Source organism: Leisingera sp. CC-HEC096, assembly GCF_059429235.1.
Map to the genome: position 1 here is coordinate 252,794 of NZ_JCAIJS010000001.1, position 22,395 is coordinate 275,188.

At 66.1% G+C, this 22,395-nt stretch carries 22 protein-coding genes; 11 read left to right on the plus strand and 11 right to left on the minus strand.

All coding sequences use genetic code 11. The features are described from left to right. Positions 1-154: 154 nt before the first annotated feature. A complete protein-coding gene (locus tag AC5STI_RS01245) occupies positions 155-2,338 on the minus strand; it encodes a chemotaxis protein CheA (RefSeq protein WP_495447716.1) in 2,184 nt (727 codons plus the stop codon). A gap of 140 nt (positions 2,339-2,478) precedes the next feature. Here AC5STI_RS01245 and AC5STI_RS01250 point away from each other — a divergent pair, with 140 nt between their 5' ends. Beyond that, the gene (locus AC5STI_RS01250) at positions 2,479-3,141 is read left to right on the plus strand and encodes a thiamine diphosphokinase (protein WP_475050868.1); all 663 of its coding nucleotides are present in this window, start codon (positions 2,479-2,481) and stop codon (positions 3,139-3,141) included. Here AC5STI_RS01250 and AC5STI_RS01255 read toward each other — a convergent pair. The 4 genes from AC5STI_RS01255 to AC5STI_RS01270 form a co-directional block, all read right to left on the minus strand. Further along, positions 3,128-4,042, minus strand: a complete 915-nt coding sequence (locus AC5STI_RS01255) for a DMT family transporter (protein ID WP_495445301.1) — start codon at positions 4,040-4,042, stop codon at positions 3,128-3,130. The two genes, AC5STI_RS01250 and AC5STI_RS01255, sit on opposite strands and share 14 nt — an antisense overlap. Positions 4,043-4,208: 166 nt before the next feature. Continuing rightward, positions 4,209-5,582, minus strand: coding sequence for an L-serine ammonia-lyase (locus tag AC5STI_RS01260; RefSeq protein ID WP_495445302.1), 1,374 nt, complete (start codon positions 5,580-5,582; stop codon positions 4,209-4,211). Beyond that, positions 5,582-6,289, minus strand: a complete 708-nt coding sequence (locus AC5STI_RS01265; protein WP_495445303.1) for a glutathione S-transferase family protein — start codon at positions 6,287-6,289, stop codon at positions 5,582-5,584. The genes AC5STI_RS01260 and AC5STI_RS01265 overlap by 1 nt, the downstream gene beginning before the upstream one ends. A gap of 163 nt (positions 6,290-6,452) precedes the next feature. Continuing rightward, a complete protein-coding gene (locus AC5STI_RS01270) occupies positions 6,453-6,902 on the minus strand; it encodes a hypothetical protein (RefSeq protein WP_495445304.1) in 450 nt (149 codons plus the stop codon). A gap of 77 nt (positions 6,903-6,979) precedes the next feature. Here AC5STI_RS01270 and AC5STI_RS01275 point away from each other — a divergent pair, with 77 nt between their 5' ends. Beyond that, positions 6,980-7,417, plus strand: coding sequence for a MarR family winged helix-turn-helix transcriptional regulator (locus AC5STI_RS01275; RefSeq protein WP_495445305.1), 438 nt, complete (start codon positions 6,980-6,982; stop codon positions 7,415-7,417). A 33-nt stretch (positions 7,418-7,450) separates the two neighbouring features. On the opposite strand, the gene AC5STI_RS01280 is transcribed toward AC5STI_RS01275, so the two are convergent. Next, positions 7,451-8,227: a methyltransferase domain-containing protein gene (locus AC5STI_RS01280; RefSeq protein ID WP_495445306.1), complete on the minus strand. Its 777-nt coding sequence runs from the start codon at positions 8,225-8,227 to the stop codon at positions 7,451-7,453. Positions 8,228-8,368: 141 nt separating this feature from the next. Between AC5STI_RS01280 and rpiA the strand changes: the two genes are divergently transcribed. The 6 genes from rpiA (at position 8,369) to AC5STI_RS01310 (ending at position 14,953) form a co-directional block, all read left to right on the plus strand. Beyond that, positions 8,369-9,157 (plus strand): ribose-5-phosphate isomerase RpiA, encoded by a 789-nt coding sequence (rpiA, locus tag AC5STI_RS01285; protein ID WP_475050878.1) that lies wholly within the window; start codon positions 8,369-8,371, stop codon positions 9,155-9,157. A gap of 387 nt (positions 9,158-9,544) precedes the next feature. Beyond that, on the plus strand, positions 9,545-10,900 hold the full coding sequence (gene gor, locus AC5STI_RS01290; protein ID WP_495445307.1) for a glutathione-disulfide reductase: 1,356 nt from the start codon (positions 9,545-9,547) through the stop codon (positions 10,898-10,900). 79 nt (positions 10,901-10,979) lie between these two features. Continuing rightward, positions 10,980-12,134, plus strand: coding sequence for an FtsH protease activity modulator HflK (hflK, locus tag AC5STI_RS01295; protein ID WP_495445308.1), 1,155 nt, complete (start codon positions 10,980-10,982; stop codon positions 12,132-12,134). Continuing rightward, entirely contained in the window at positions 12,134-13,015 is an 882-nt protein-coding gene (gene hflC / locus AC5STI_RS01300; protein WP_475050883.1) for a protease modulator HflC, read from the plus strand. Before hflK ends, hflC begins: the two co-directional genes overlap by 1 nt. Further along, complete coding sequence (locus AC5STI_RS01305; RefSeq protein ID WP_259958806.1) at positions 13,015-13,209, plus strand: DUF2065 domain-containing protein; 195 nt, start codon at positions 13,015-13,017, stop codon at positions 13,207-13,209. The genes hflC and AC5STI_RS01305 overlap by 1 nt, the downstream gene beginning before the upstream one ends. 307 nt (positions 13,210-13,516) lie before the next feature. Next, the gene (locus tag AC5STI_RS01310; protein ID WP_495445309.1) at positions 13,517-14,953 is read left to right on the plus strand and encodes a Do family serine endopeptidase; all 1,437 of its coding nucleotides are present in this window, start codon (positions 13,517-13,519) and stop codon (positions 14,951-14,953) included. Positions 14,954-15,026: 73 nt separating this feature from the next. Here the strand turns inward: AC5STI_RS01310 and AC5STI_RS01315 are convergent, their stop codons facing one another. From AC5STI_RS01315 to AC5STI_RS01330, 4 genes are all read right to left on the minus strand, one after another. Then, the gene (locus AC5STI_RS01315) at positions 15,027-15,539 is read right to left on the minus strand and encodes a class I SAM-dependent methyltransferase (protein ID WP_495445310.1); all 513 of its coding nucleotides are present in this window, start codon (positions 15,537-15,539) and stop codon (positions 15,027-15,029) included. A 354-nt stretch (positions 15,540-15,893) separates the two neighbouring features. Next, on the minus strand, positions 15,894-16,562 hold the full coding sequence (locus AC5STI_RS01320) for a Crp/Fnr family transcriptional regulator (protein ID WP_475050886.1): 669 nt from the start codon (positions 16,560-16,562) through the stop codon (positions 15,894-15,896). Positions 16,563-16,649: 87 nt separating this feature from the next. Further along, entirely contained in the window at positions 16,650-17,180 is a 531-nt protein-coding gene (locus AC5STI_RS01325) for a peptidoglycan-binding domain-containing protein (RefSeq protein ID WP_495445311.1), read from the minus strand. 74 nt (positions 17,181-17,254) lie between these two features. Further along, entirely contained in the window at positions 17,255-17,704 is a 450-nt protein-coding gene (locus AC5STI_RS01330) for an OB-fold nucleic acid binding domain-containing protein (protein WP_495445312.1), read from the minus strand. Positions 17,705-17,870: 166 nt separating this feature from the next. On the opposite strand from AC5STI_RS01330, the gene AC5STI_RS01335 reads away from it, so the two are divergent. From AC5STI_RS01335 to AC5STI_RS01345, 3 genes are all read left to right on the plus strand, one after another. Beyond that, positions 17,871-18,194, plus strand: coding sequence for a 2Fe-2S iron-sulfur cluster-binding protein (locus AC5STI_RS01335; RefSeq protein WP_495445313.1), 324 nt, complete (start codon positions 17,871-17,873; stop codon positions 18,192-18,194). Next, positions 18,194-19,036, plus strand: coding sequence for an FG-GAP repeat domain-containing protein (locus tag AC5STI_RS01340; protein ID WP_495445314.1), 843 nt, complete (start codon positions 18,194-18,196; stop codon positions 19,034-19,036). The genes AC5STI_RS01335 and AC5STI_RS01340 overlap by 1 nt, the downstream gene beginning before the upstream one ends. Before the next feature lie 206 nt (positions 19,037-19,242). Further along, positions 19,243-20,967: a DUF1217 domain-containing protein gene (locus AC5STI_RS01345; RefSeq protein WP_495445315.1), complete on the plus strand. Its 1,725-nt coding sequence runs from the start codon at positions 19,243-19,245 to the stop codon at positions 20,965-20,967. A gap of 101 nt (positions 20,968-21,068) precedes the next feature. Here the strand turns inward: AC5STI_RS01345 and purD are convergent, their stop codons facing one another. Continuing rightward, on the minus strand, positions 21,069-22,334 hold the full coding sequence (gene purD / locus AC5STI_RS01350; protein WP_495445316.1) for a phosphoribosylamine--glycine ligase: 1,266 nt from the start codon (positions 22,332-22,334) through the stop codon (positions 21,069-21,071). Positions 22,335-22,395 lie beyond the last annotated feature (61 nt).

Below are 22,395 nucleotides of genomic sequence, written 5' to 3' on the forward strand. Positions count from 1 at the left end.
GCCCCTCAGGTTCGATTGGACGAGGGGCGCTGCCCCTCTTGGCCTGACGGCCAATTCACCCCGGAGTATTTCCGGAAAGATGAATAAGGGTCAGGTTTGAAATGAAAAAGGCGGCCTCGCGGGGCCGCCTTTTTGTGTTGTGCTTTCAGGCTGTTCAGCCCGCGGCGCGTTTGCCGGGCTTGAAGCCGATGTCGCCGGAGGCGGTGAACTGGCCGTTGCCGGAGCGTTCGATCTTGCCGTCGCGCAGCAGCTGGCCGAAGGAGCGCAGCCCGTCTTCGCGGTTGAAGTCGCTGCTGCCGGCGCTGCGCACCTTGTTCATCAGCTGCGGCCGCGAGAAGTGGTCGCGGCCTTCGACAAAGCTCATGTAGGCGGCGGCGGCTTCCAGCAGTTCATGCAGCTCAGCAGCGCCGCGTTCGGCGGCATAGGCCGCAAAGCCGCTGCCGGCGGTCTCGGATTCTTCTCCCAGAACCGCGGCCGAAACCCGGCGCGGGCGCACCGGCTGCTGCGGGTCCGCGCCCTGGTCGATGCGCTGGGCGGCCACCAGTTTCAGCGGCGCCGGGCGGGCAGCCGGGCTGGCCGGGCGCTCGGAGCTGGCCTGGCGGGCCTCCGGGCGGCGCGGGCGCACCACGCTGGCCAGGTCCTCGCGGTAGGCCTGGGCGTCGTCGCTGCCGCCGGTGCCCCCGGCGGAGCCGTCCTTGGCGGCGGCGGCGGCGGCGCGCAGGTGGCCGTAGGCTTCGCGCGAGGAGGCTGATTCGGGGTCCTCGAGCTTTTCGTCGGCGGCGGCCATCAGGCGGCTGACATCGCTGTCTGCCAGGCTGGAAGCTGCGGGCTGCTCCGCGGCGGCAGCGCCCGCGGGGCTTGCGGCGGCAGTGTCCTGCTCAGCGGCGGTGTCTTCAGGCAGTTCCGAGGCGGCGAGGATTTCCGCTTCCACCTCGGCCAGTTCGCGCATCAGGTCGGCTTCGTCCTCTTCCGACAGGGCGGCCGGCGCGGCGTCCGCTTCGGGACGGCTGCCGGTGTCCTGGAGGCGGCCGGAGGCGATGGCCTTGTCGAAGTCGGAGCGTTTGACCTTGGTAATGCGCACCCGCGCCGCCGGAGCGGGCGCATGCTCAGCGTCCTCATCCGCCAGAAGGTTACCGGCATCGCCGGCTGCGGGCTGGTCTGCGGCGGCAGCGTCCTTGAGGTCTGCGAACAGGCTGCCGTCAGAGGCGTCTGCGCTGTCTTCGGTCTCTGCCTCCGCGGCGGTTTCAGGCTCCTGAGCTGCAGCGCTGCCCAGGTCCAGGCGGTCCAGCGTGCGGGAGATTTCGTCGTCGCCGTCGTCGTCGAAGTCCGGCGCGCCGGTTGCGTCGTCCTCCATCAGCGCGGAGGTGATTTCCTCAGCCGCGCTTTCCAGCACGTCGTCGGCGTGCTCGTCCTCGCTGAAGTCCTCTTCGGGCGCCTGCGCCACCACGGCGCGGATGCGTTGCAGCTTGGCGGCGATGCTGTCGGCGGCGGGGGCGGTGTCCTCTGCTGCGTGCGGTGCAGCGTCTTCCGCTTCGGCGGCTGCCGGAGCGTCCGCGTCTTCCTGTGCCCCGGCCTCGTTGACCTCCAGCAGCTCGACAGCGGGACTGTCCTTGCGCTCTTCGGTTTGCGCGCCGGTCCCGGTGCCGGGGCTTGCGTCATCCAGCGCTGCGGCGATGATTTCTTCGGCTTCGGCTTCGGCTTCGGCTTCGGCTTCGGCTTCGGCTTCGGCTTCGGCTTCGGCTTCGGCTTCGGCTTCGGCTTCGGCTTCGGCTTCGGCTTCGGCTTCGGCAACCTCTTCCGCGGCCTGATCAGCAGAGGCCGGGGTCTCGGCCGTATCCGCTGCGTCTGCTGCCTCAGCGGCGGCGGGAGCTTCGGTGTCTGCGGACACTGCTTCCGGTGTGGCGGTTTCTTCTGCCGGTTCTGCAGGCGCTTCGGGGGCCGGTTCCGGCGTTGCGGCGGGCTGCTCTGCTTCCGGCTCAGCTTGCGGCGCGGCGGCGACAGGGGCAGGCGTTTCAGCAGGCGCGGAGGTCACAGGGGCAGGAGCGGGTGCAGGCGCTTCAGCCGCGGCAGCCCCCAGAGCCGGGGTGGCTGCACGCAGGTGAATTCCGGTGTCGCTGGTGCGGGCCTCGACTTGGCGGGCGATTTCGCGCTGGGCGATGCGGGCCAGCATGTCGGCATCGGGCTGCGGCGGCTCAGCGCCGAAGTAGCGGTCGTCGGCGGCCAGGTCGCGGAAATACTCGGCAATGGCCTTCATCGTGCCGAAGGAATCCTCAAACCCTTCCAATGTGCAGGAAAAGGTTCCATAGGATACCGTCAAGACTTTGTTGTTGTGTACCATCAGCTCGCTCGTCGTCGCCACATCTGTTGCCATTCACCATATTGGCTGGAAGGACCAATTTTGCTCGAATCCGTGCAATTGATCGTATCATTTTGTGTTCAGAATGTGTCCTGTTTCCAAAACCGGCAGGAATTCGCCGAATGAACCGTAGGATTGTTGAAGCATTGGAACCAGTCACCCTGGTCGGCGGCGGTGAAATCCCCTCTGGCGCGCTGGAGGAGGCGCTGGCGCTGGCGCCGGTGCTGGCGGCGGCGGATGGCGGCGCGGCGGCGGCGCTGGCGGCGGGGCACCGGCCTGAGGCGGTGATCGGCGATTTCGACTCGCTGAGCGAAGCGGTGCGGGCGCAGCTGCCGCCCGAAGCCCTGCACCCGGTGGCGGAGCAGGACAGCACCGATTTCGACAAGGCGCTGCGCTCCATCGGGGCGCCGGTGGTGCTGGCGGTGGGGTTTCTGGGGGGCAGGGTGGACCACCAGCTGGCGGCCTTCAGCACGCTGGTGCAGGGGCACGGGACGCCGTGTGTGCTGATCGGCGAGACCGAGGTGATCTTTCACCTGACGCATGAGGTGGCGCTGCCGGCCCGGGCCGGGGAGGTGATTTCGCTGTTCCCGATGCAGCAGGTGACCGGGCGCTCGGACGGGCTGGAGTGGCCGATCGAGGGGCTGGTGATGTCGCCGATGGGGCGGATCGGCACTTCGAACAGGGCGCTGGGGCCGGTGCGGCTGATGCCGGACGGGCCGGGGCTTTTGGTGATCGTGCCGCGGCGGCTGCTGGCGGATGTGATGAGAGCGCTCAGGCGGGATTGATGCGCTCTTCGGTCTCCGCGGGCTTACGCTCGCGCATCACCGCATAAAGGCCTGCGCCGATGGTCAGCAGGATGCCGAAGGCGGCGAGGGTGTTGGGCAGTTCTGAGAAAATCAGCCAGCCGAAGAACACCGCCACCGGGATCTCAAGATATTGCATCGAGGCAAGGGTGGAGGTGGGGGCGAACCGCAGGCTCCAGGTCATCAGGAGGTGCGCGACGGTGCCAAGGGCGCCTGCGGCGGCCAGCAGGGTCCAAGTGTCCTGCGGCGGCAGGGCGGTGGAGAGGGCAGCCACGCCGGCGGCATCGCCGATCAGCAGCACCGGCGCCAGCAGGACGGTGCCCATGACGCCCGCCACCGCCTGGACCGAGATGGGATCGGTTTCCTTGGCAATCTTGCGTGTGATCAGCATGAACAGGGCAAAGATCACCGCGACCAGCAGCGGCCAGAGGGCATTCCAGCCGACGGCTGCAAAGCTGGGCTGAATGACCAGCAGGGTGCCGGTGAAGCCGACAACGCAGGCGCCGAGGCGGTGCAGGCCGACGTTCTCGTGCAGGACAAATTTACCCAGGAGCAGCATGATGAACGGCATGACGAAGGCGATTGCCACCGCATCGGCCAAGGGCAGGTATTTGAAGGCGGTGAACATGGCGGCGATGCCGCCCATCTGCAGCAGGGTGCGCAGGAACAGGAGCGGCGCGACCCGGCGCGACAGGCTGAGCGGCAGCCGCAGCGCCAGGGCCAGCGGCAGCAGGATCGCGGCCTGAGCGGCAAAGCGGATGAAGACGATCTGGGCAACCGGCACCCGGTTGGTCAGCAGTTTTGCAATGGCGTCGCCCAGCGGGATCACCATGCAGAAGCCCAGCATCAGGGCGATGCCGAGGAGGGGCCGGTCCTGTGTCATGGCGGCAGGCTAGGCGCGGAGGAGGAAACTTACAAGGTGCGGTTGAAAGCGGGACCGTTTGCGGCAGTAGACCCCGGGCCGCTGGCGGCCCGGTTCGCGCCCGTCCCGCAGGGCGGGCGCGAACCTGCGTCCGGTTGTCCCGGCGGAGGCAGGTTAGGGCAAAAACTCAGCAGTTCGGCACGTTTACAGCCAGGCCGCCGAGCGAGGTTTCCTTGTACTTGTCGTGCATGTCGGCACCGGTCTGGCGCATGGTCTCGATGCAGGCGTCCAGCGGCACGAAGTGCTGGCCGTCGCCGCGCAAGGCAAGCGAGGCGGCGGAGACGGCCTTGATCGCCGCGAGGCCGTTGCGCTCGATGCAGGGGACCTGCACTAGGCCCTTCACGGGGTCGCAGGTCATGCCCAGGTGATGCTCCAGCGCGATCTCGGCAGCGTTTTCCACCTGTTCCGGGGTGCCGCCCATCACGGCGCAGAGGCCCGCGGCGGACATGGCGGAGGCCGAGCCGACCTCGGCCTGGCAGCCGGCTTCGGCGCCGGAGATGGACGCGTTGTATTTGACCAGGCCGGCAATGGCGGCGGCGGTCAGCAGGAAATCCTCGACATGGGCCTCGGACGCGCCCGGCACGTGGTCGAGGTAGTAGCGGATCACCGCGGGCAGGGTGCCTGCGGCGCCGTTGGTGGGTGCGGTCACAACCTGGCCGCCGGCCGCGTTTTCCTCGTTCACCGCCATCGCGTAGACGCTCATCCAGTCGTTGATGGTGTGCGGGGCGGTGAGGTTCATGCCGCGTTCGGCCATCAGCGCGTCATAGATGCCCTTGGCGCGGCGGCGCACCTTGAGGCCGCCGGGCAGGATGCCGTCACGCTCCAGCCCGCGGTTGATGCAGTCGTTCATCACCTGCCAGATGCGGGCGGTGCCCTTGGCGAGGCTTTCGGAACAGCCGCGGGAGATCTCGTTGGCGCGCTTCATATCGGCAATCGACTTGCCGCTGGCCTTGGCCATCTCCAGCATCTCGGCCGCGGATTTGAACGGGTAGGGCACCGGGTCGCCCTCGTCGGTGGCCTTGCCTGCGGCCAGTTCCTCCTCGGTGACGACAAAGCCGCCGCCGATCGAGTAGAACACCTGCTTCAGGATCACGTCGCCCTGGGCATCGGTGGCCATCAGGATCATGCCGTTGGCGTGGCCCGGCAGCGCGTGATCGTAGTCAAAGATCATGTCGGCCTTGGGGTCGAAGTGCAGTTCGCCCAAGCCTTCGGGGTGCATCTTATGGGTCTTGTCCAGCTCCGCCAGGAAGGCCTCAGCCTTCTCGTCATCATAGTCATGGGCGACAAAGCCGCCGAGGCCCAGGATGGTGGCCCGGTCGGTGGCGTGGCCGACGCCGGTGAAAGCGAGCGAGCCGTGCAGCGAGGCGCGCAGGCCGTGGAATTCAAACGGCGACGCGCGCATCATGTCGAGGAAGCGCGCGGCGGCGACCATCGGACCCATGGTGTGGGAGGACGACGGGCCGATGCCCACTTTGAACATGTCGAAGACGGAGAGGAACATTAGGTGGCTGATCCTTCTGGGGGATTGGCGTAGGCCGGGGATGTGAACGGGGTGGCGCCGAGGCCCTCGGCCTCGCGTGCTGCCGTGACGGCGGGGCGGTGCTCCAGCGCGGCGCAGAGGCGTTGCAGGCTGGGGTAATGGGCGATGACGAACCAGGATTTGTCCGCCTGCGCGGGGTAAAGCGCCATCCAGCGCATCTGGCAGGCCAGGTAGTAGTCCAGCACCGAGGGCTGCGGCGCGCCGAGCCAGGCGGGGCGGGCGGCCGCGGCCTGATCAAGGCTGGTCAGGTGCCGGTGCAGGCGCTGGCGCAGGACCTTTTGCAGCTGTGCCTGATCAGCCTTCGCATCGCCGATGTATTTGTCCGGGTAAAACAGCATTCGCAGGTCGGCGTGCAGGGTGTTGGAGGCGAAGAACAGCCATTTGAGGAAGGCCGCGCGGTCGGCGCTGCCGGGCTGCGGCGCCATTGCGGCGTGGCGTTCGGAGAGCCACAGCAGGATGGCGGCGGTCTCGAACACCGCACCGTCGGGCGTTTCCAGCACCGGGATCAGCCCGCCCGGGTTCAGCGCCCGGTATTCGGGGCTGTTCTGCGCCTGTGCCTTGCGGTCGACCAGCACGGTTTCATACGGCTGGCCAAGCTCCTCCAGCACCAGCCGGATGACCAGTGAGGCGTTGTCGGGGGCGTAGTGCAGGCGGTACTCGGGTTTCATGACGCAGTATTATGACGCAGACGCGCGGAATATGTGTCCGTTTCCGGCGTTTCCAATAGGAAACCCGCCTTTGTGATGCATGTTTGCCGGGCTGCGGCGGGAAAGGGTCCGGCGGCCTTGCACCGGCGGCGCGCCGGACCTTGGGAGAGCGGGCAGGGCGCGGTCAGGCGGCGCTGCGCGCGCGGCGTCGGCGGGCAAGGGAAAGACCGTCGCGCAAGTTCTTGGAAAGCAACGTGATATTCACGGCTCCTGCACACAGCTCCAGGGCCTGAACGGTATAGAACAGGCCGTCGATCTGGCCGGATTGCGCCTTGATCGCGAGGAACACGGCGCTGGGCAGCAGGATCAGCAGGCCGTTGGCGGCGATGAACTTCATGCGGCGGGATTTCGCTGCCACCTGCGGCAGCTTCCAGCCGCGGCCCAGCGATGCGCCTGTTGCCCCCGCGGCGGCCATGGCCGGAATCAGCAGCGCCATACCGTAGAGCACCGCGGTTTTAACTTGAGCGATGGTCTGGTGGCTGCCGAAGGCCTCGGAGAAAACCGTGGATATCCAGAAGGTTGAGATGATGAGCAGGGCCAGGGTGCCTGCGATGGCGTGGAGGCGGAGTTTCATGGCGGGTGTCCTTGATTAAGATAGCGTGCTATATAAATGGTATTGAATAGCCTGCTATTCAAGTGTCATCTGAGGAAATGAGCGAATTTCAGAAGACCTCGGCCGGGTTCCTGGCCAATCACATGGCGCGGCTGTTTGCGGCGGCGCTGGCGGGACGGGTGCAGCCGCTGGGGCTGGCGCCGGCGCAGTTCATGGTGCTTTTGGAGCTGTGGGCCGAAGAGGGCCGCACCCAGGCTGAGCTGACGGCGGCTTTGTCGGTGGAGCAGGCGACCATGGCCAACACGCTGGCGCGGATGGAGCGGGACGGGCTGATCGAGCGTCGCCCGTCGCCTGAGGACAAGCGGGCGCGGCTGGTGCATCTGACACCGAAGGCGCGGGGCCTGCGGGAAGAGGCGGTTGCGGAGGCGCAGAGCGTGAACGGCCAGGCGCTGGACGGCTTCAGCGAGGCGGAGGCGTCGCAGTTTCTGGCACACATGCGGCGGGTGATCGCCAACCTCCAGCGGACGCGGAGGTAGGGGGCGGTGCAGCCCGCTCCGGCCGGGGGAGGCTCAAATCCGCCGGGCGGTGCAGACAAAATGGGTGAGCGACAGGAAGAAACGCCCCTCTGAGGCAAGTTCCTGCTGCTCCTGGGCCCAGGCGGCGGCGTCGTCGGGGTCGGTGGCGCCGATGTCCACCGCAAAGGCGCGGATCAGCTGGATCATCATCGCCGCCAGCCCGTCGGGCCGCAGGGTGGTGTCGCAGACGGTCAGCGGCCGGGTGTGGCGGACCTCAAAACCGCAGCTGCGCAGCTCGGCGGGCAATTTGCCGGGCAGGTCGCGCACCGCCATGTGGCGGCCCCAGGCCTCCAGCATCCGTTCCATGCGCCGGGTGTTATCGCTGTGCCAGGCCAGGGTGTCCCAATGCATGTCCCCCACCGCCAGAAGGCCGCCGGGCTTGAGCACCTTGTGCAGGGCGCGCAGGGCCGGGCGGCGGTCGGTCAGGTATTCGAACACCTGAAGCGCCGCGGCCTTGTCAAAGCTGGCCTCATCAAACGGCAGCCGGGCGGCGTCGCCTTCGGTGAGGGTGGTGTTGCCGCGCCCGTCCAGCCGCTGGCGGGCGGCGGCCAGCATCTGCGGGCTGGCGTCCAGCCCGGTGACATGGCCGCTGCGGCCGACGGCGCGGGAAAGTTCCAGCGTCAGCAGCCCGTTGCCGCAGCCCACGTCCAGGATGTGCTCGCCCGGCCCGGGCGCCAGCGCGTCGAATGTTGCCCGCCGCCGCCGCGACACATCGGCGCCCTGATAGGCGTCTTCGAGCAGGCGGGTGGTCTCTTCGTCAAAGTTCAGCATGAAAACGGTCCCCTAGACAGATGAGCTATAGGCCGAAATGGCGCGATTTCCACTGTTGGGGTTGCCTCTGCAAAACCCCTCTCGCACACGGGGGGCAAACTGCCTATAACCGCCGCAAACGCGTTTCACGGAGCCGAACACATGACCGGAGAACTGTCGCCCATCGACAAGGCGAAATTCGTAGCTGCCAAGCGGGCGGCCGAAATGGTGGAAGACGGGATGCGGGTCGGCCTCGGCACCGGCTCCACCGCGGCCTGGCTGGTGCGCTGCCTGGGCGAGATGGTGCAGAAGGACGGGCTGAGGATCACCGCTGTGCCGACCTCCTCGCGCACGGCCGCGCTGGCCCGCGATGTGGGCATCAATGTGGTGTCGCTGGACGAGGCCAAATGGCTGGACATGACCATCGACGGCGCCGATGAGTTTGATGCCGACCTGAACCTGATCAAGGGCGGCGGCGGCGCGCATCTGCAGGAGAAGATCGTCGCAACGGCCTCGGACCAGATGGTGGTGATTGCCGATGCCAGCAAGTCGGTCGAGACCCTGGGCGCCTTCCCGCTGCCGGTGGAAGTGCTGCCGTTCGGCTGGCAGAGCAGCCAGGCGCTGATCGAGGAAACCCTGGTGTCGATGGACGTGATGGGCCGCACCACCACCCTGCGGATGAACGGCGATGCGCCGTTTGTGACTGATGAGGGCAACTATATCCTGGACCTGCATCTGAACCGCATCGGCAACGCCCGCCAGCTGGCGCTGGTGCTGAACCAGATCCCCGGCGTGATCGAGAACGGGCTGTTCATCGACATCTGCGACACCGTGGTGATCGGCTATGGCGACGGCCGGGTCGAGGTGCGCGACATCAATGAAGGCACCGTCGAGAAGGACAAGCTGGACTTCGTCGAGAACGATAACCTGTTCACCGACCTGCAGGACTGAGCAGGCCGGACAGTCAGGTTGCCACCTGCTGCTTCAGGGGCAAGGTTAGCGTGCTGCAAGCCGGATTCCTGCGAGGAATCCGGCCCGGTTTCCGGCGCGGAAACCGGGGGAGGGGAAACTGAAGGCGGACGGCTGAAGCGGGCCTGAAATCCTCGCAGGATTTCAGGACGGAATTCGCGCCGAATTCCGCCGCCTTCAGAAGCGGAGGACTTGGCGCAGGGGATTGGTGCTGCCCGCGGCCTGCCGGAATGGAGCCATTCCTCTTCACAACCCCGCGTGATTCCGCGCCAAAAGGTTGAAAGCGGTGCAAGAACGCCCACTTGGGCATATGGCGTTTGGTGCTCCGTTGTGGGATACCAGCACAAGACATGCAAAGGGCGGGAATTCATGAGCTTTGATTACGATCTTTTTGTCATCGGCGGCGGCTCTGGCGGGGTGCGGGCAGCCCGTGTTGCGGCGCAAGAAGGCGCCAAGGTGGCGCTGGCCGAAGAGGACCGTTATGGCGGCACCTGCGTGATCCGGGGCTGCGTGCCGAAGAAGCTGATGGTTTTCGCCTCCGAATACGCCGGCATGGTGGAGGACGCCCAGGCCTATGGCTGGGACATCCAGCCCGGCGCCTTCAATTGGGACAGCTTCAAGGGCAAGCTGCACGCCGAGCTGGACCGGCTGGAGGGCATCTACCGCAGTCTGCTGAAGAACAGCGGCGTCGAGAGCTTTGACAGCCGCGCCAGGCTGGCCGATGCCCACACGGTCGAGCTGGCCGACGGCACCCGCAAGACCGCCAAGCACATCCTGATCGCCACTGGCGGCTGGCCGTCGGTGCCGGACTTCCCGGGCTCCGAGCTGGCGGTGACCTCGAACGAGATGTTCACCCTGGACAAGCTGCCGGAAAGCCTGCTCATCGTCGGCGGCGGCTATATCGCCTGCGAATTTGCGGGGATCATGAACGGGCTGGGCGTTAAGACCACCCAGTACTACCGCGGCGCGCAGATCCTGCGCGGCTTTGACGACGAAGCGCGCGGGCTGATCTCTGAGGAAATGTGCCAGGCGGGCATTGATGTGCATCTGGGCACCAACGTGCTGGAGATGCGCCAGGAAGGTGATAAGATCTGGGTCAAGTCGACCAACGGCCAGGAGCGGCTGTTCGACAAGGTGATGTATGCCACCGGCCGCAACCCAAATGCCGACAACCTCGGCCTGGAGGAGATCGGGGTGGAGCGCGGCCGCAAGGGCGAGATCGTCGTTGACGAGTACAGCCAGACCTCGGTGCCGTCGGTCTATGCGATCGGCGATGTGACCGACCGGGTGGCGCTGACCCCGGTGGCGATCCGCGAGGGCATGGCCTTTGTGGAGACCGTGTTCAAGGGCAACCCCACGAGCCCCGATCATGAGCTGATCCCGACAGCGATTTTCACCCAGCCGGAGATGGGCACCATCGGGCTTAGCGAGGAAGAAGCCAGCGAGCAGGAGCCGGTCGAGGTCTATGCAACCTCCTTCAAGCCGATGCAGCAGGCCTTTGCGGGGCGGGCGCAGCGGGTGCTGATGAAACTGATCGTCAGCAAGGAGACCCGCAAGGTGCTGGGCTGCCATATCGTCGCACCTGGGGCCGGAGAGATGATCCAGCTGGCCGGAATCGCCGTAAAGATGGGCGCGACCAAGGAAGATTTCGACCGCACGGTTGCGGTGCACCCAACAATGTCGGAAGAGTTGGTAACGCTGAAGACTCCGGTGCGCTCGAGCTGAGACGCTGCACCGGCAATAACTGACAACACATGCCGCCCGTTGGGATGATCATGGGCGGCAGCAAACGGATAGGAGAGAAATGGCGGGCAATAGCGGTGGCCCATGGGGGGGCGGCGGCTCCTCCGGCGGCGGAGGAGGCAACCGGGGCAACAACGGCGGCAACAATGGCGGCGGCGGCCGCAAGCCGGACGAACCCCAGATCCCCGAAATCGATGAGCTGGTGAAGAAAGGCCAGGAGCAGCTGCGCGTCCTGATGGGCGGCCGCGGCGGTTCCGGCGGCGGCCGCGGCGGACGCGGCGGCCCGGGCGGCGGCGCGCCGCTGTTCACCAAAGGCACGCTGGGCCTGGCGGCTGTTGCCGCAGCGGTCCTGTGGGGCTTTGCCAGCATCTATACCGTGAAGCCGGAAGAGCAGTCGGTGGAACTGTTCCTGGGCGAATACTCGGACACTGGCCAGCCGGGCCTGAACTTTGCCCCCTGGCCGCTGGTCACCTATGAGGTGATTCCGGTGCGGGTCGAGCAGACCGAAAACATCGGTGCCGGATCGCGCGGCGGCGATGCCGGGCTGATGCTGACCGGCGACGAGAACATCATCGACGTGGATTTCCAAGTGGTCTGGAACATCTCCGACCCGGCCCAGTTCCTGTTCAATCTGCGCGACCCGCGCACCACGATCAACGCGGTGTCGGAATCGGCCATGCGCGAGATCATCGCCCAGTCCGAACTGGCACCGATCCTGAACCGCGACCGCGGCGCGATCACCGCCCGGCTGGAAGAGCTGATCCAGGCGACGCTGGACAGCTATGACAGCGGCGTGAACATCATCCGGGTGAACTTTGACGGTGCCGACCCGCCTGAGCCGGTGAAAGACGCCTTCCGCGAAGTGCAATCCGCAGGCCAGGAGCGTGACCGGCTTGAGAAGCAGGCCGATGCCTATGCCAACCGCAAGCTGGCAGGCGCCCGCGGCCAGGCGGCACAGACGCTGGAAGAGGCCGAAGCCTACCGCGCCCAGGTCGTGAACGAAGCCCAGGGTGAGGCGAGCCGCTTCAGCGCGGTTCTGGCGGAGTACCAGAAAGCACCGGAAGTGACCCGCAAGCGCCTGTACCTGGAAACCATGGAAGAAGTGCTGGGCCGCGTGGACAAGATCATTCTGGATGAAACCGGAGGCGGCGAAGGGCAAGGCGTGGTGCCGTACCTGCCGCTCAATGAGCTGCGCAAGCCGCAGGAGGGCAACTGATGCGGAAATCGACTCTTCTTCTGCCGGTCCTGGTGGTTGCGGCAATTGCAGTGCTGTCGGCGATCTTCATCGTGGACGAGCGTGAAAAGGCGCTGGTGCTGCGCTTTGGCCGGGTGGTTGACATCAAGGAAACCCCGGGCCTCGCGTTCAAGCTGCCGGTGGTGGACAACGTGGTGCGTTATGACGACCGCATCCTGAGCCTGGAAGTCGGCCCGCTGGAGGTCACTCCGCTGGATGACCGCCGCCTGATCGTGGATGCGTTCTCGCGCTACCGGATCGCCAATGTGGATACCTTCCGCCAGGCGGTGGGTGCCGGCGGCATCGGTGCCGCGGAATCGCGCCTGGACAAGATCATGCGGGCGCAGACCCGTGAGGTGCTGGGTTCTGTCAGTTCCAACGACATTCTGTCGTCGGACCGGGCCGCGCTGATGCTGCGGATCCGAAATGGCGCGATTGCCCAGGCCCGCGCATTGGGTCTTGAGGTGATCGACGTGCGGCTGAAGCGCACCGACCTGCCGCAGGCCAACCTGGAAGCCACCTTTGCCCGGATGCGTGCTGAGCGCGAACGGGAAGCGGCGGACGAGATCGCCCGCGGTGAAGAGGCGGCGCAGCGCGTCCGCGCCCAGGCCGACCGGACCGAGGTCGAGCTTGTGTCGGAAGCCGAGCGCGAGGCTGAGGTGATCCGCGGTGAAGCGGATGCCGAGCGCAACGCGATCTTTGCCGAAGCCTATGGCCGGGACGCGGAATTCTTTGAATTCTACCGCTCGCTGAACGCCTATGCGAATTCGCTGCTGGCGGGGAACTCCTCTCTGGTGCTGTCGCCGGACAACGAGTTTTTCAACTACCTGAAATCCTCGGACGGCAAGACGGCGACGCAGTAATGGGGTTCGTCCTCCTGGCCCTCGGGCTGGTACTGATTGCAGAGGGGCTGGTGTACGCACTGGCCCCTTCGCTTGTGGAGCGTCTCTTGGAGATGCTGCGGATGCTGAGCGAAGAGCAGCGCCGCAATGCCGGGCTGGCGGCGCTCGCGCTGGGGCTGATTCTGGTCTGGCTGGCCTTCCTGCTTGGGTTTTGACAGGGCTTTGCGGCGCGCCGCGGCACACGCAGAATTTCAGCGAAAACGCAATCTTTCCCTGCTAGGGTGGCGGCAGCAGGGCACGCGTCCGCGGCTGCGGCCGGATTTCCGGCTCACAGCGGCTTTATTCCTTGCAACATTTGTTGCGGGCCGGGCGGAAGTTCCTACATTGGGACCATAAGACTTTCCTGTGCATATCCGGCGTTTGCGCCGGGACGGGGGAGGAGAAGAATTAAACATGACAAGGAGTAGTTCCGTGCAGCCACAGGCAATTGCAATTTCCGGCCAGGCAAGCGGCAGGGGCGCGATGGCGCGCATGATCTGGCTTGCGGTGCTGAGCATGGCGGTTCTGCTGATGCAGGCGGTGACCGCGATGGCCCGGCCCGAAAGCCTGGCGCCGCTGGCCGAGCGGGTGAGCCCGTCGGTGGTCAACATCACCACCACCACAGTGGTGGAGGGGCGCACCGGGCCGCAGGGCATCGTGCCGGAAGGCTCGCCGTTCGAAGATTTCTTCCGCGAGTTCCAGGACCGCAACGGCAATGGCAACCGGCCGCGCCGCTCGTCGGCGCTGGGTTCCGGATTTGTGATTTCCGAGGATGGCTATATCGTCACCAACAATCACGTGATTGATGGCGCGGACGAGATCGAGATCGAGTTCTTTCCCGGTGAAGGCCAGCCTAAGGAGCTGCTGCCGGCGGAGGTGATCGGCACCGATCCCAACACCGATATCGCACTGCTGAAGGTCAAGGCGCCGGCGCCGTTGAAATTCGTCAAATTCGGTGACAGCGACACCGCCCGGGTCGGTGACTGGGTGGTGGCGATGGGCAATCCGCTGGGGCAGGGGTTCTCGCTGTCCGCGGGCATCGTTTCGGCCCGCAACCGCGAGCTGTCGGGCTCCTATGACGACTACATCCAGACCGATGCGGCGATCAACCGGGGCAACTCCGGCGGGCCGCTGTTCAACATGGATGGCGACGTGGTCGGCGTGAACACCGCGATCCTGTCGCCCAACGGCGGCTCCATCGGCATCGGCTTCTCGATGGCGTCCAACGTGGTGGTCAAGGTGGTCGATCAGCTGAAGGAATTCGGCGAGACCCGCCGCGGCTGGCTGGGTGTGAAGATCCAGGATGTGGATGCTGACCTGGCTGAGGCGATCGGGCTGGACAAGGCGCGCGGCGCGCTGGTCACCGATGTGCCGGACGGCCCGGCCAAGGACGCGGGCGTGCTGGCCGGCGATGTGATCGTCAGCTTTGACGGCGTAGATGTGCGCGACACCCGCGGCCTGGTGCGCCAGGTTGGTAACGCCGAGGTCGGCAAAACCGTGCGGGTGGTGGTCTACCGCGAAGGCAAGACCGAAACCCTGCGGGTGACCCTGGGCCGCCGGGAGGATGCCGAGCGCAGCCCCTCCAGCCCGGAAAGCGGCAACGGGCAGCCGGATGCCTCCGAGAAGGAGCTGCTGGGGCTGTCGGTCGGCGTTCTGACCGATCAGCTGCGCAGCGAGCTGAGTGTCGGCGAGGATGTCGAGGGGCTGGCGATCCTGTCGGTGGACGAGACTTCGGAGGCCTGGGAGAAGGGCCTGCGCGCCGGCGACGTGATCACCGAGGCGGGCCAGCAGAAGGTCGGCTCGATCAGCGAGCTGGAAACCCGGGTCGAGGAAGCCAGGGACGCGGGCCGCAAGTCGCTGCTGCTGCTGGTGCGCCGCGGCGGAGAGCCGCGCTTTGTGGCGCTGAACCTGTCGGAATAAGCGCCGCAAGGCGCCAGTGTTAAGCTGTCAAAGGCCGGGCGATTGCCCGGCCTTTTCCTGTTTCGCGGCCGCGTCAGGCCCGCTGCATGAACAGGAGGCCACGGGTATCCTTCTGTGTGCGCCATCCCCCGGGCGCGGCGGCAAAGACCCGGCGGAAGTCTTCTAGATTGCGCGGCTCGTCGGCAATCAGCACCCAGCCGCCGGGGCGCAGGTGCAGCAGGCAGCGGGTCAAAACCGCCCGCCGCTCTGCTGCGCTCAGCATGTGCAGGGTGCGATCGAACAGCAGGATGTCGAAGTCCCCGTCCGGCTGCCACGTGATCAGGTCGGCAGCAATGCCGGTCACGTCCAGATCCTCCTGTGCTGCGGCGCGCCGCAGGTCGCGGATGCCATGCGCAGAGAGGTCAACACCTGTCACCCGGTGGCCAAGGCGGGCGATGAACAGCGCGTCGCGCCCCTGGCCGCACCCCGCATCCAGAACATGCAGGCGCGGCGCTTCCAGCCGCTCGAAAAAGGTGGTGAATGCAGGGGAGGGAGCGCCCAGGGCGTCCGGGGTGCCGCGGTAGAGTTTGTCGTAGTCATATGCCATGCGCGGCACCGTAGCGGCCCGGTTCCGGAAAGCCTAAGTGAATAATTTTTGAACAAAGGGGGGCGCCCTGGGGCAATGGCTGCCGGAAAGGGGAGAAGCGGCCTACGACTTTTCTGAAAAGCCTTGGGCAAAAGTTTTCAAAAAATTTCTGCGCCTTGGGGGCTTCCTGTTCCGGGCCGGAAAGGGAAGAGCCATGTGCTGGCGGGCACATGGCTCTTGTTGGACAGGCAGCCATTGGGATGGAACGGATAATGGCTGTCCCTGATCCTGTTATGGAGCGGCCGCGCCATGGCTTCTGTAACCCGGATTACAGAGCGCCGGTTTTCTGCTCTTAAGGAGGCGGTTTACCGCGGCTCAGATGGAATCCGGTTCCGCCAGAACGGCCAGTTCGGTGCGGTCGAGGATCTGCACGCCGCCGCGGCTGATGCTGACCAGCCCGCTGCGTTTCCAGGCGGCCAGGGTCTTGGACACGGCTTCGCGGGTGGCGCCGACAAATTCCGCCAGTTCCGCCTGGGACAGGGCAACCCGCCCGTCGCTGTCACCGGGCGCCAGGTACAGCAGCTTGCGCGCCAGCCGCACCGGCATCGGCAGGAACACCTGCTCGTTCAGCTGGGTGTTCATCCAGCGCATCCGCTGCCCGGCCAGCCGCAGGAGGTCGGCGGCAAGGTCGGGGTGCTGGCGGATCTGGTCCAGCACGTCGCCGCTGCGCAGGCGCAAGACCCGGCTGGGCTCGGCGGCGATGGCGGTGGCAGTGCGCTCGCCCGGGTCAAAGAGGGTGATTTCGCCGAACACCGCGCCGGGGCGCATCATGTCGAGCGACAGCTTGCGGCCCGAGGCAGAGAGCACCGAGAACTCCAGCGCGCCTTCGGCAATCGCATAGAGCGCATCGCCTGCATCGCCCTGTTCGAACAGGACCTCGCCTTGGCGCAGGCGCACGTCGGTGGCTTGGCTTTCCAGCATCCGGCGCAGCGGGCCCGAGGCGCCGGAGAGGAAGCCGGAGTCCGGCAGGCGGGTTTTCAGCATGTCCATGCCTCTTTGCATCTGGGCCCAGTCTGACGGAGCTTAGCAGAGGCATGGTCACCGGGGAACCGGGGAACTGGACAGGCGGGTTCAGCCTGCCACTGCTACCAGCCCCAGCTTGCGGGCGGTGTCCAGGGAAAGGGTGCCGCTGTCCAGCCCCAGCGGCGCCTGGTAGCGCTGCACGGCCCTGCGGGTGCCCATGTCCATCTGGCCGTGGACGGGGCCGCGGTAGAGCCCGCGGGCGGTCAGGGCGCGCTGGATGGTGCGGATGAAGTCCGGGGTCATCATGGCGGGGCAGGGGATTTCGAACCAGTGCTCCTGCCGCGGCGTGACGATCTCCTGGCTGGTTTCGGTGCGGAAGGCGGCGGGGCGGATCACCTGGCCGCTGCTGCCGAGCTGGGCCGGCGCGGCCAGAACTTGGCGGGTCACGGTCTCGATGACGGCGGGAGAGGTGTGCTTGCTCCAGCAGGTATCCGGCGGCGCGCCGGGCGGGGCGTAGCGGCCGGCCCGGGAGACTTCGCTGCCGGTCTGGGGCTGAACGCAGGCGGGCAGGACCGCCAGGGCGACCAGCAGCAGTGCGGGCGCGATACGCCGGCAGGTCGTGAAAAGGGGTGGCGTCATGCCCGGATGCCTTTGTCAGCGTGCCTCAGATCGGCGCCCCGGTCCGTGCCGGGCGCTTTTGCTTTGGCGGCAGCCTAGCCCAGTTCCGGCCCCGGCGCAAAGGCCGGATCGTCCTGGCGGCCCTGATCCGCCAGCAGGAGGTCGAGCATGGGGGAGATGTCCTCGACCGTTTCGGCAATCACATGAGTGACCGAATGGGCCCGCTGCAGCCGCCCGGTGACGCGCAGCAGCCGCCCGGAGATCACCGCGCGGCGGAAGGCTTCGTAGATCTTGCGCCAGACGATCACGTTGACGACGCCGGTCTCGTCCTCGAGCGTGACGAAGATCACCCCTTTGGCGGTGCCGGGGCGCTGGCGCAGGATCACCAGGCCTGCGACGGTGACGCGGGCGTTTTCCGGCGGCTCCTGCAGCCGGGCGGCGGGCAGGCAGTGCGGCGGGCGCGGCCAGGGCCGGGCGCGGCCGGGCACGGCAGGGCATGCTGCGGCGTCGGGCAGTGCAGAGGGGGCAGCAGAAGGGGCTGGCATGAGGCAAACAGGCTCCGCGGTTGAGAAATTTCCGGAGTGAACAAATATAGAACATTCACCCCGGAAGTCCAGCAGCGGCAGGGCAGGGTCGCAATTGGGGCTGGCACCGGCGCAGGGGCTTGGCTACACAGTCGTCCAAGTACCGGAAAAGGGAAGAGAGCTGACAATGGCAAAGATCACTTACATCGAGCACAACGGCACCAGCCATGTTGTGGATGTCGCCAGCGGGCTGACCGTGATGGAAGGCGCGCGCGACAACAATATCCCGGGCATCGAGGCCGACTGCGGCGGCGCCTGCGCCTGCTCGACCTGCCATGTGTATATCGCGCCGGACTGGGTCGAGAAGCTGCCCGCAAAGGACGACATGGAAGAGGACATGCTGGATTTTGCCTATGAGCCCGATCCGGCACGCTCGCGCCTGACCTGCCAGATCAAGGTGACCGACGCGCTGGACGGTCTGGTGGTGCATATGCCCGAAAAGCAGATCTGATGATCGCCGGGCCGGCAGCGCGGCGTCTGCGGATGCGCGCCCGGCCCGGTTCCGCCCGCCGCGCATGGGCTGCGCTGTGCCTGGGGCTGGCCGTGGCGGGTTCTGCGGCGCAGGCGGGTGAACGCTGCGGGACCGATCCGTCTGCGCGGCCGGGCATTGCGGAGGGATCCCTGGTCCGGCTGGGCGAAGCCGCTGCCGCCTATGAGGATCTGACAGCCCGTTACGGGCATGGGGTTCTGGGCGATGCGCTGGAGCCGGAGACGCTGCGGTTCTGGTCTCCTGAATTGCCGGACCGCTGCGGAACTTCCGTGACCCTGGACCCGCTGCATGTGTTCGAGGACCTGGCGCCGCGGCTGGCGGATCTCGACGGCGACAACCGCCCTGAAGCTATTACCGTGCGCAGCCACCGCAGCAAGGGGGCGCAGATTGCCGTTTACGGCCTGCGGGCGGGCCGCCTGACGCTGATTGCCCAGACACCCTACATCGGCCGGAGCAATCGCTGGCTCGCCCCGATCGGCGCGGCGGATCTGGACGGCGACGGGCACGTGGAAATCGCCTATATCGACCGGCCGCATCTGGCCAAGACCCTGCGGATCTGGCGGTTCAAGGACGGCAAGCTGAGCGAGGCAGCCAGCGCACCCGGCCTGACCAACCACCGGATCGGCCAGGATTTCCTCACCTCGGGCATCCGCGATTGCGGTCAGGGCCCGGAACTGGTGACAGTCAGCGGCGGCTGGCGCCGGATCATGGCGTCGCGCCTCCAGGACGGCGAAATCTCCACCCGGGACATTGGCCGGTTCCGCCCTGAAACCGGTTTGCAAGACGCGCTGACCTGCCGCTGAGAGCCGCCCGCGCCGCGCTTGCGCGGCGCCCGGCCCAACTGCGGGGCCCATCCCCGCGGGATGGGCTGGAGCAGGCGGGAGCGCCTGCGGGCGGCCTGCCAGCCTTAGCGTCCGTTTCCGGTTTATTCACCACCTTCGGTTAATGTTGTGCCGGATGAGCAGATCCGGGCGCGCGGGCCCGGTGCGGATTTACGGGAGACAGCAGCGTGAGCTTTACGCCTTATGTGTTCGGCACAGGCATTGCCGGTTGGACGTTCCTGCAGCGGACCCAGGCGCAGCAGCAGGAGGTTTTCGAGAAATCTCCTGTTCTTGACCGGACGGTGCAGGACTTTACGCAGAGGATCACCAGCATCCAGTCGGCGGACCAGCTGCTGGATGACTACAACCTGCTGAGCGTGACCTTGGGGGCCTTTGGCCTGGATGAGGACATCAACAACCGGGCCTTCATCAAGGAGGTGCTGGAATCCGATATGAGCGATCCGCTGGCGATCGTGAACCGGCTCAACGACAGCCGTTACCAGGCTCTTGCGGAAACTTTCGGCTTTGGCAGCTCTGACGGCCCGAAGCTCCCCAGCGCCAGGGCGGAGAATGAATTTGCCGGTATCAGCACTGCCGATGATCTGCTGTCAAACGGCACCATGCTGCGCAAGGCGCTGGGCAACGTGGGGCTGGAGGGCCTGGAAAACAATCAGTTCTTTTTGCAGAAAGTGCTGGAGTCCGACCTGGCGGACCCGGAGTCCTTTGCCAACAAGCTGTCTGATCCGCGCTATGCCGAGTTTTCAAGGCAGTTCAACTTTGGTCAGGCGCCGGAATATGAAAACAGCATCGAGGCGCTGGTCAGTGAATTCAACGAGCATACCGGTGGCATCGCCAGTGCCGACGATCTGCTGGCGGATGAAGACCTGCTGCAGGCCGTCATCGAAACGTTTGATCTGGAAAGAACCAACCCGGATTTTCTGCGGCGGGTCCTGGAATCGGATACCACGGATCCCGATTCCTTTGTGAACCAGCTGGAGGACACGCGGTACCTTGCGGTGTCCGAGGCCTTTGGCTTTGGCTGGCCGGACATCAACGCGATGAGCGATCCGGAGGAGCTGCTGTCGAACGCAGCGCTGCTGGAGCATGCGCTGGACACATTCAACGTCAGTAACCGGGGCGAGAGTTTTTTGCGCCAGGTGCTGGAGTCCGACCTGTCCGATCCGAATTCCTTCGTCAATCAGCCGGAGAACCTGGCTTATTACGATTTTGCCGACGCCTTCCAGAACGAGTGGCCGGAACATGTCAGCAAGATGCAGGTGTTTTCGGATGAAATCACGGACAAGCTGGGCACCTTCACCGACCCGCGTGAGCTGGTTTTTGACCTGAGCCTGTTTGAGGCAACGCTGGACCTGTTTGGCCAAAGCAAACGGAGCACGGATTTCGATACGGTGATCCGCGCCTTCGAGTCCGACCTGTCGTCCAGCATTTCCTATGCGAACCTGCACTATGATACCGGGCTGAAGGCAATGACGAATGCCTTTTCCTTCAACAAGGGCGAGACAAGCCGGGAGTATCCGGACGGGTTTGCAGAGGAACTTGCAGAGCTCTACACCACCCGCCAGTTCGAGATTGAAATTGGCAACTCGGATCCGAATATGCGGCTTGCGCTGGCGCTGGAGCGCGAATTGCAGGACGTTGCGGATGCGGGCGGCAGCGAGAACGCCCATTGGTACAACATCATCGGGTCGCCGCCGTTGCGGACTGTATTTGAAACGGCGCTGGGCCTGCCGTCCGGCATCGGGCAGCTGGATATCGAGCGGCAGCTGGTTGAAATGAAGGACCGTGCCTACTCAGCGTTCGGGACAACCCATCCGGCGGACTTTCTGGAGCCCGACATGCTGGACCAGTTCCGCAGGCGTTTCCTGCTGATGAGCGACCTCAATAGCTTCTAGGGGTGCGGCCGCCGGGCGCGGCAGCGCCCGGCCGCGCCCAACTGCGAAGGGCAATCTTTGATTGCCCGTGAGCAGGCGGGAGCCCCTGCCTACCAGCGGTCCTATTTCAGCGCGCGCCAGCCGATGTCGCGGCGGAAGAAGCCCTGGGGCCAGTCAACTCCGTCCACCATCGCATAGGCACGGTCGCGCGCCTCCTGCAGCGAGTCGCCGCGGGCGGTCACATTCAGCACCCGGCCGCCGACGGCCAGCACCTTGCCGTCCTGCTCCTGGGTGCCCGCGTGGAACACCATGTTGCTGCTGTCCTCGGGCAGCGCGTCCAGCCCCTTGATTTCAGAGAACTTCTCGTAAGACCCCGGGTAGCCTTCGGCCGCCATCACCACGGTGATCGCATGGTCATCACCCCAGTTCACCTGCGCTTCGCCCAAGCGGCCCTCAGCCGCGGCGTGCATCAGGTCCAGAGCCTGGGCGCCGAGGCGCATCATCAGCACCTGGCATTCCGGATCACCGAAACGGACGTTGTATTCCACCAGCCGCGGCTGGCCGTCCTTGATCATCAGGCCCGCGTACAGAACGCCCTGATAGGGCATGCCGCGCTCTGCCATCACCCGCATGGTGGGCTTCACGATATCTTCCATCGCGCGGGCCTCGACCTCTGCCGACAAAACCGGCGCGGGCGAGTAGGCGCCCATGCCGCCGGTGTTGAGGCCGGTGTCGCCTTCGCCGACGCGCTTGTGATCCTGGGCAGAGCCGATCGCCAGCACGTCCTCGCCGTCGACCAGCACAAAGAGGGAGGCTTCCTCGCCTTCCATGAATTCCTCGATCACCACCTCGGCGCCTGCGCCGCCAAAGGCGCCGCCGAACATGCCGTCGATGGCAGCGAGGGCTTCCTCTTCGGTCATGGCGATGATCACGCCCTTGCCCGCCGCCAGACCGTCAGCCTTGACCACGGTCGGCGCGCCGTGCTGGCGCACATGCGCCTTGGCGGCTTCCGCATCGGTGAAATGGCCGTAGGCCGCGGTGGGGGCGTTTGCCGCGTCGCAGATTTCCTTGGTGAAGCTTTTGGAGGCTTCCAGCCGGGCCGCCGCCTCGGAGGGGCCGAACACCAGGATGCCCGCCTCGCGCAGCCGGTCGCCGACCCCTGCGGCCAGCGGCGCCTCTGGGCCGATGATCACAAAGTCGATGGCGTTTTCCTCGGCAAAGGCGGCCACGGCGCCGCCATTTTCGATATCCAGGGCGGCACAATCGGCGATCTGCGCGATGCCTGCGTTGCCCGGCGCCACGATCAGCTTGTCGCATTTGGGGTTCTGCATCACTGCCCAGGCCAGGCTGTGTTCGCGCCCGCCGCTGCCGAGGATAAGGATGTTCATCTGCGTGTTCTCCGATCTGCCTGAGCCGAGAGGCATCCCGGCGCTGTCCGGGGCTTGCCTT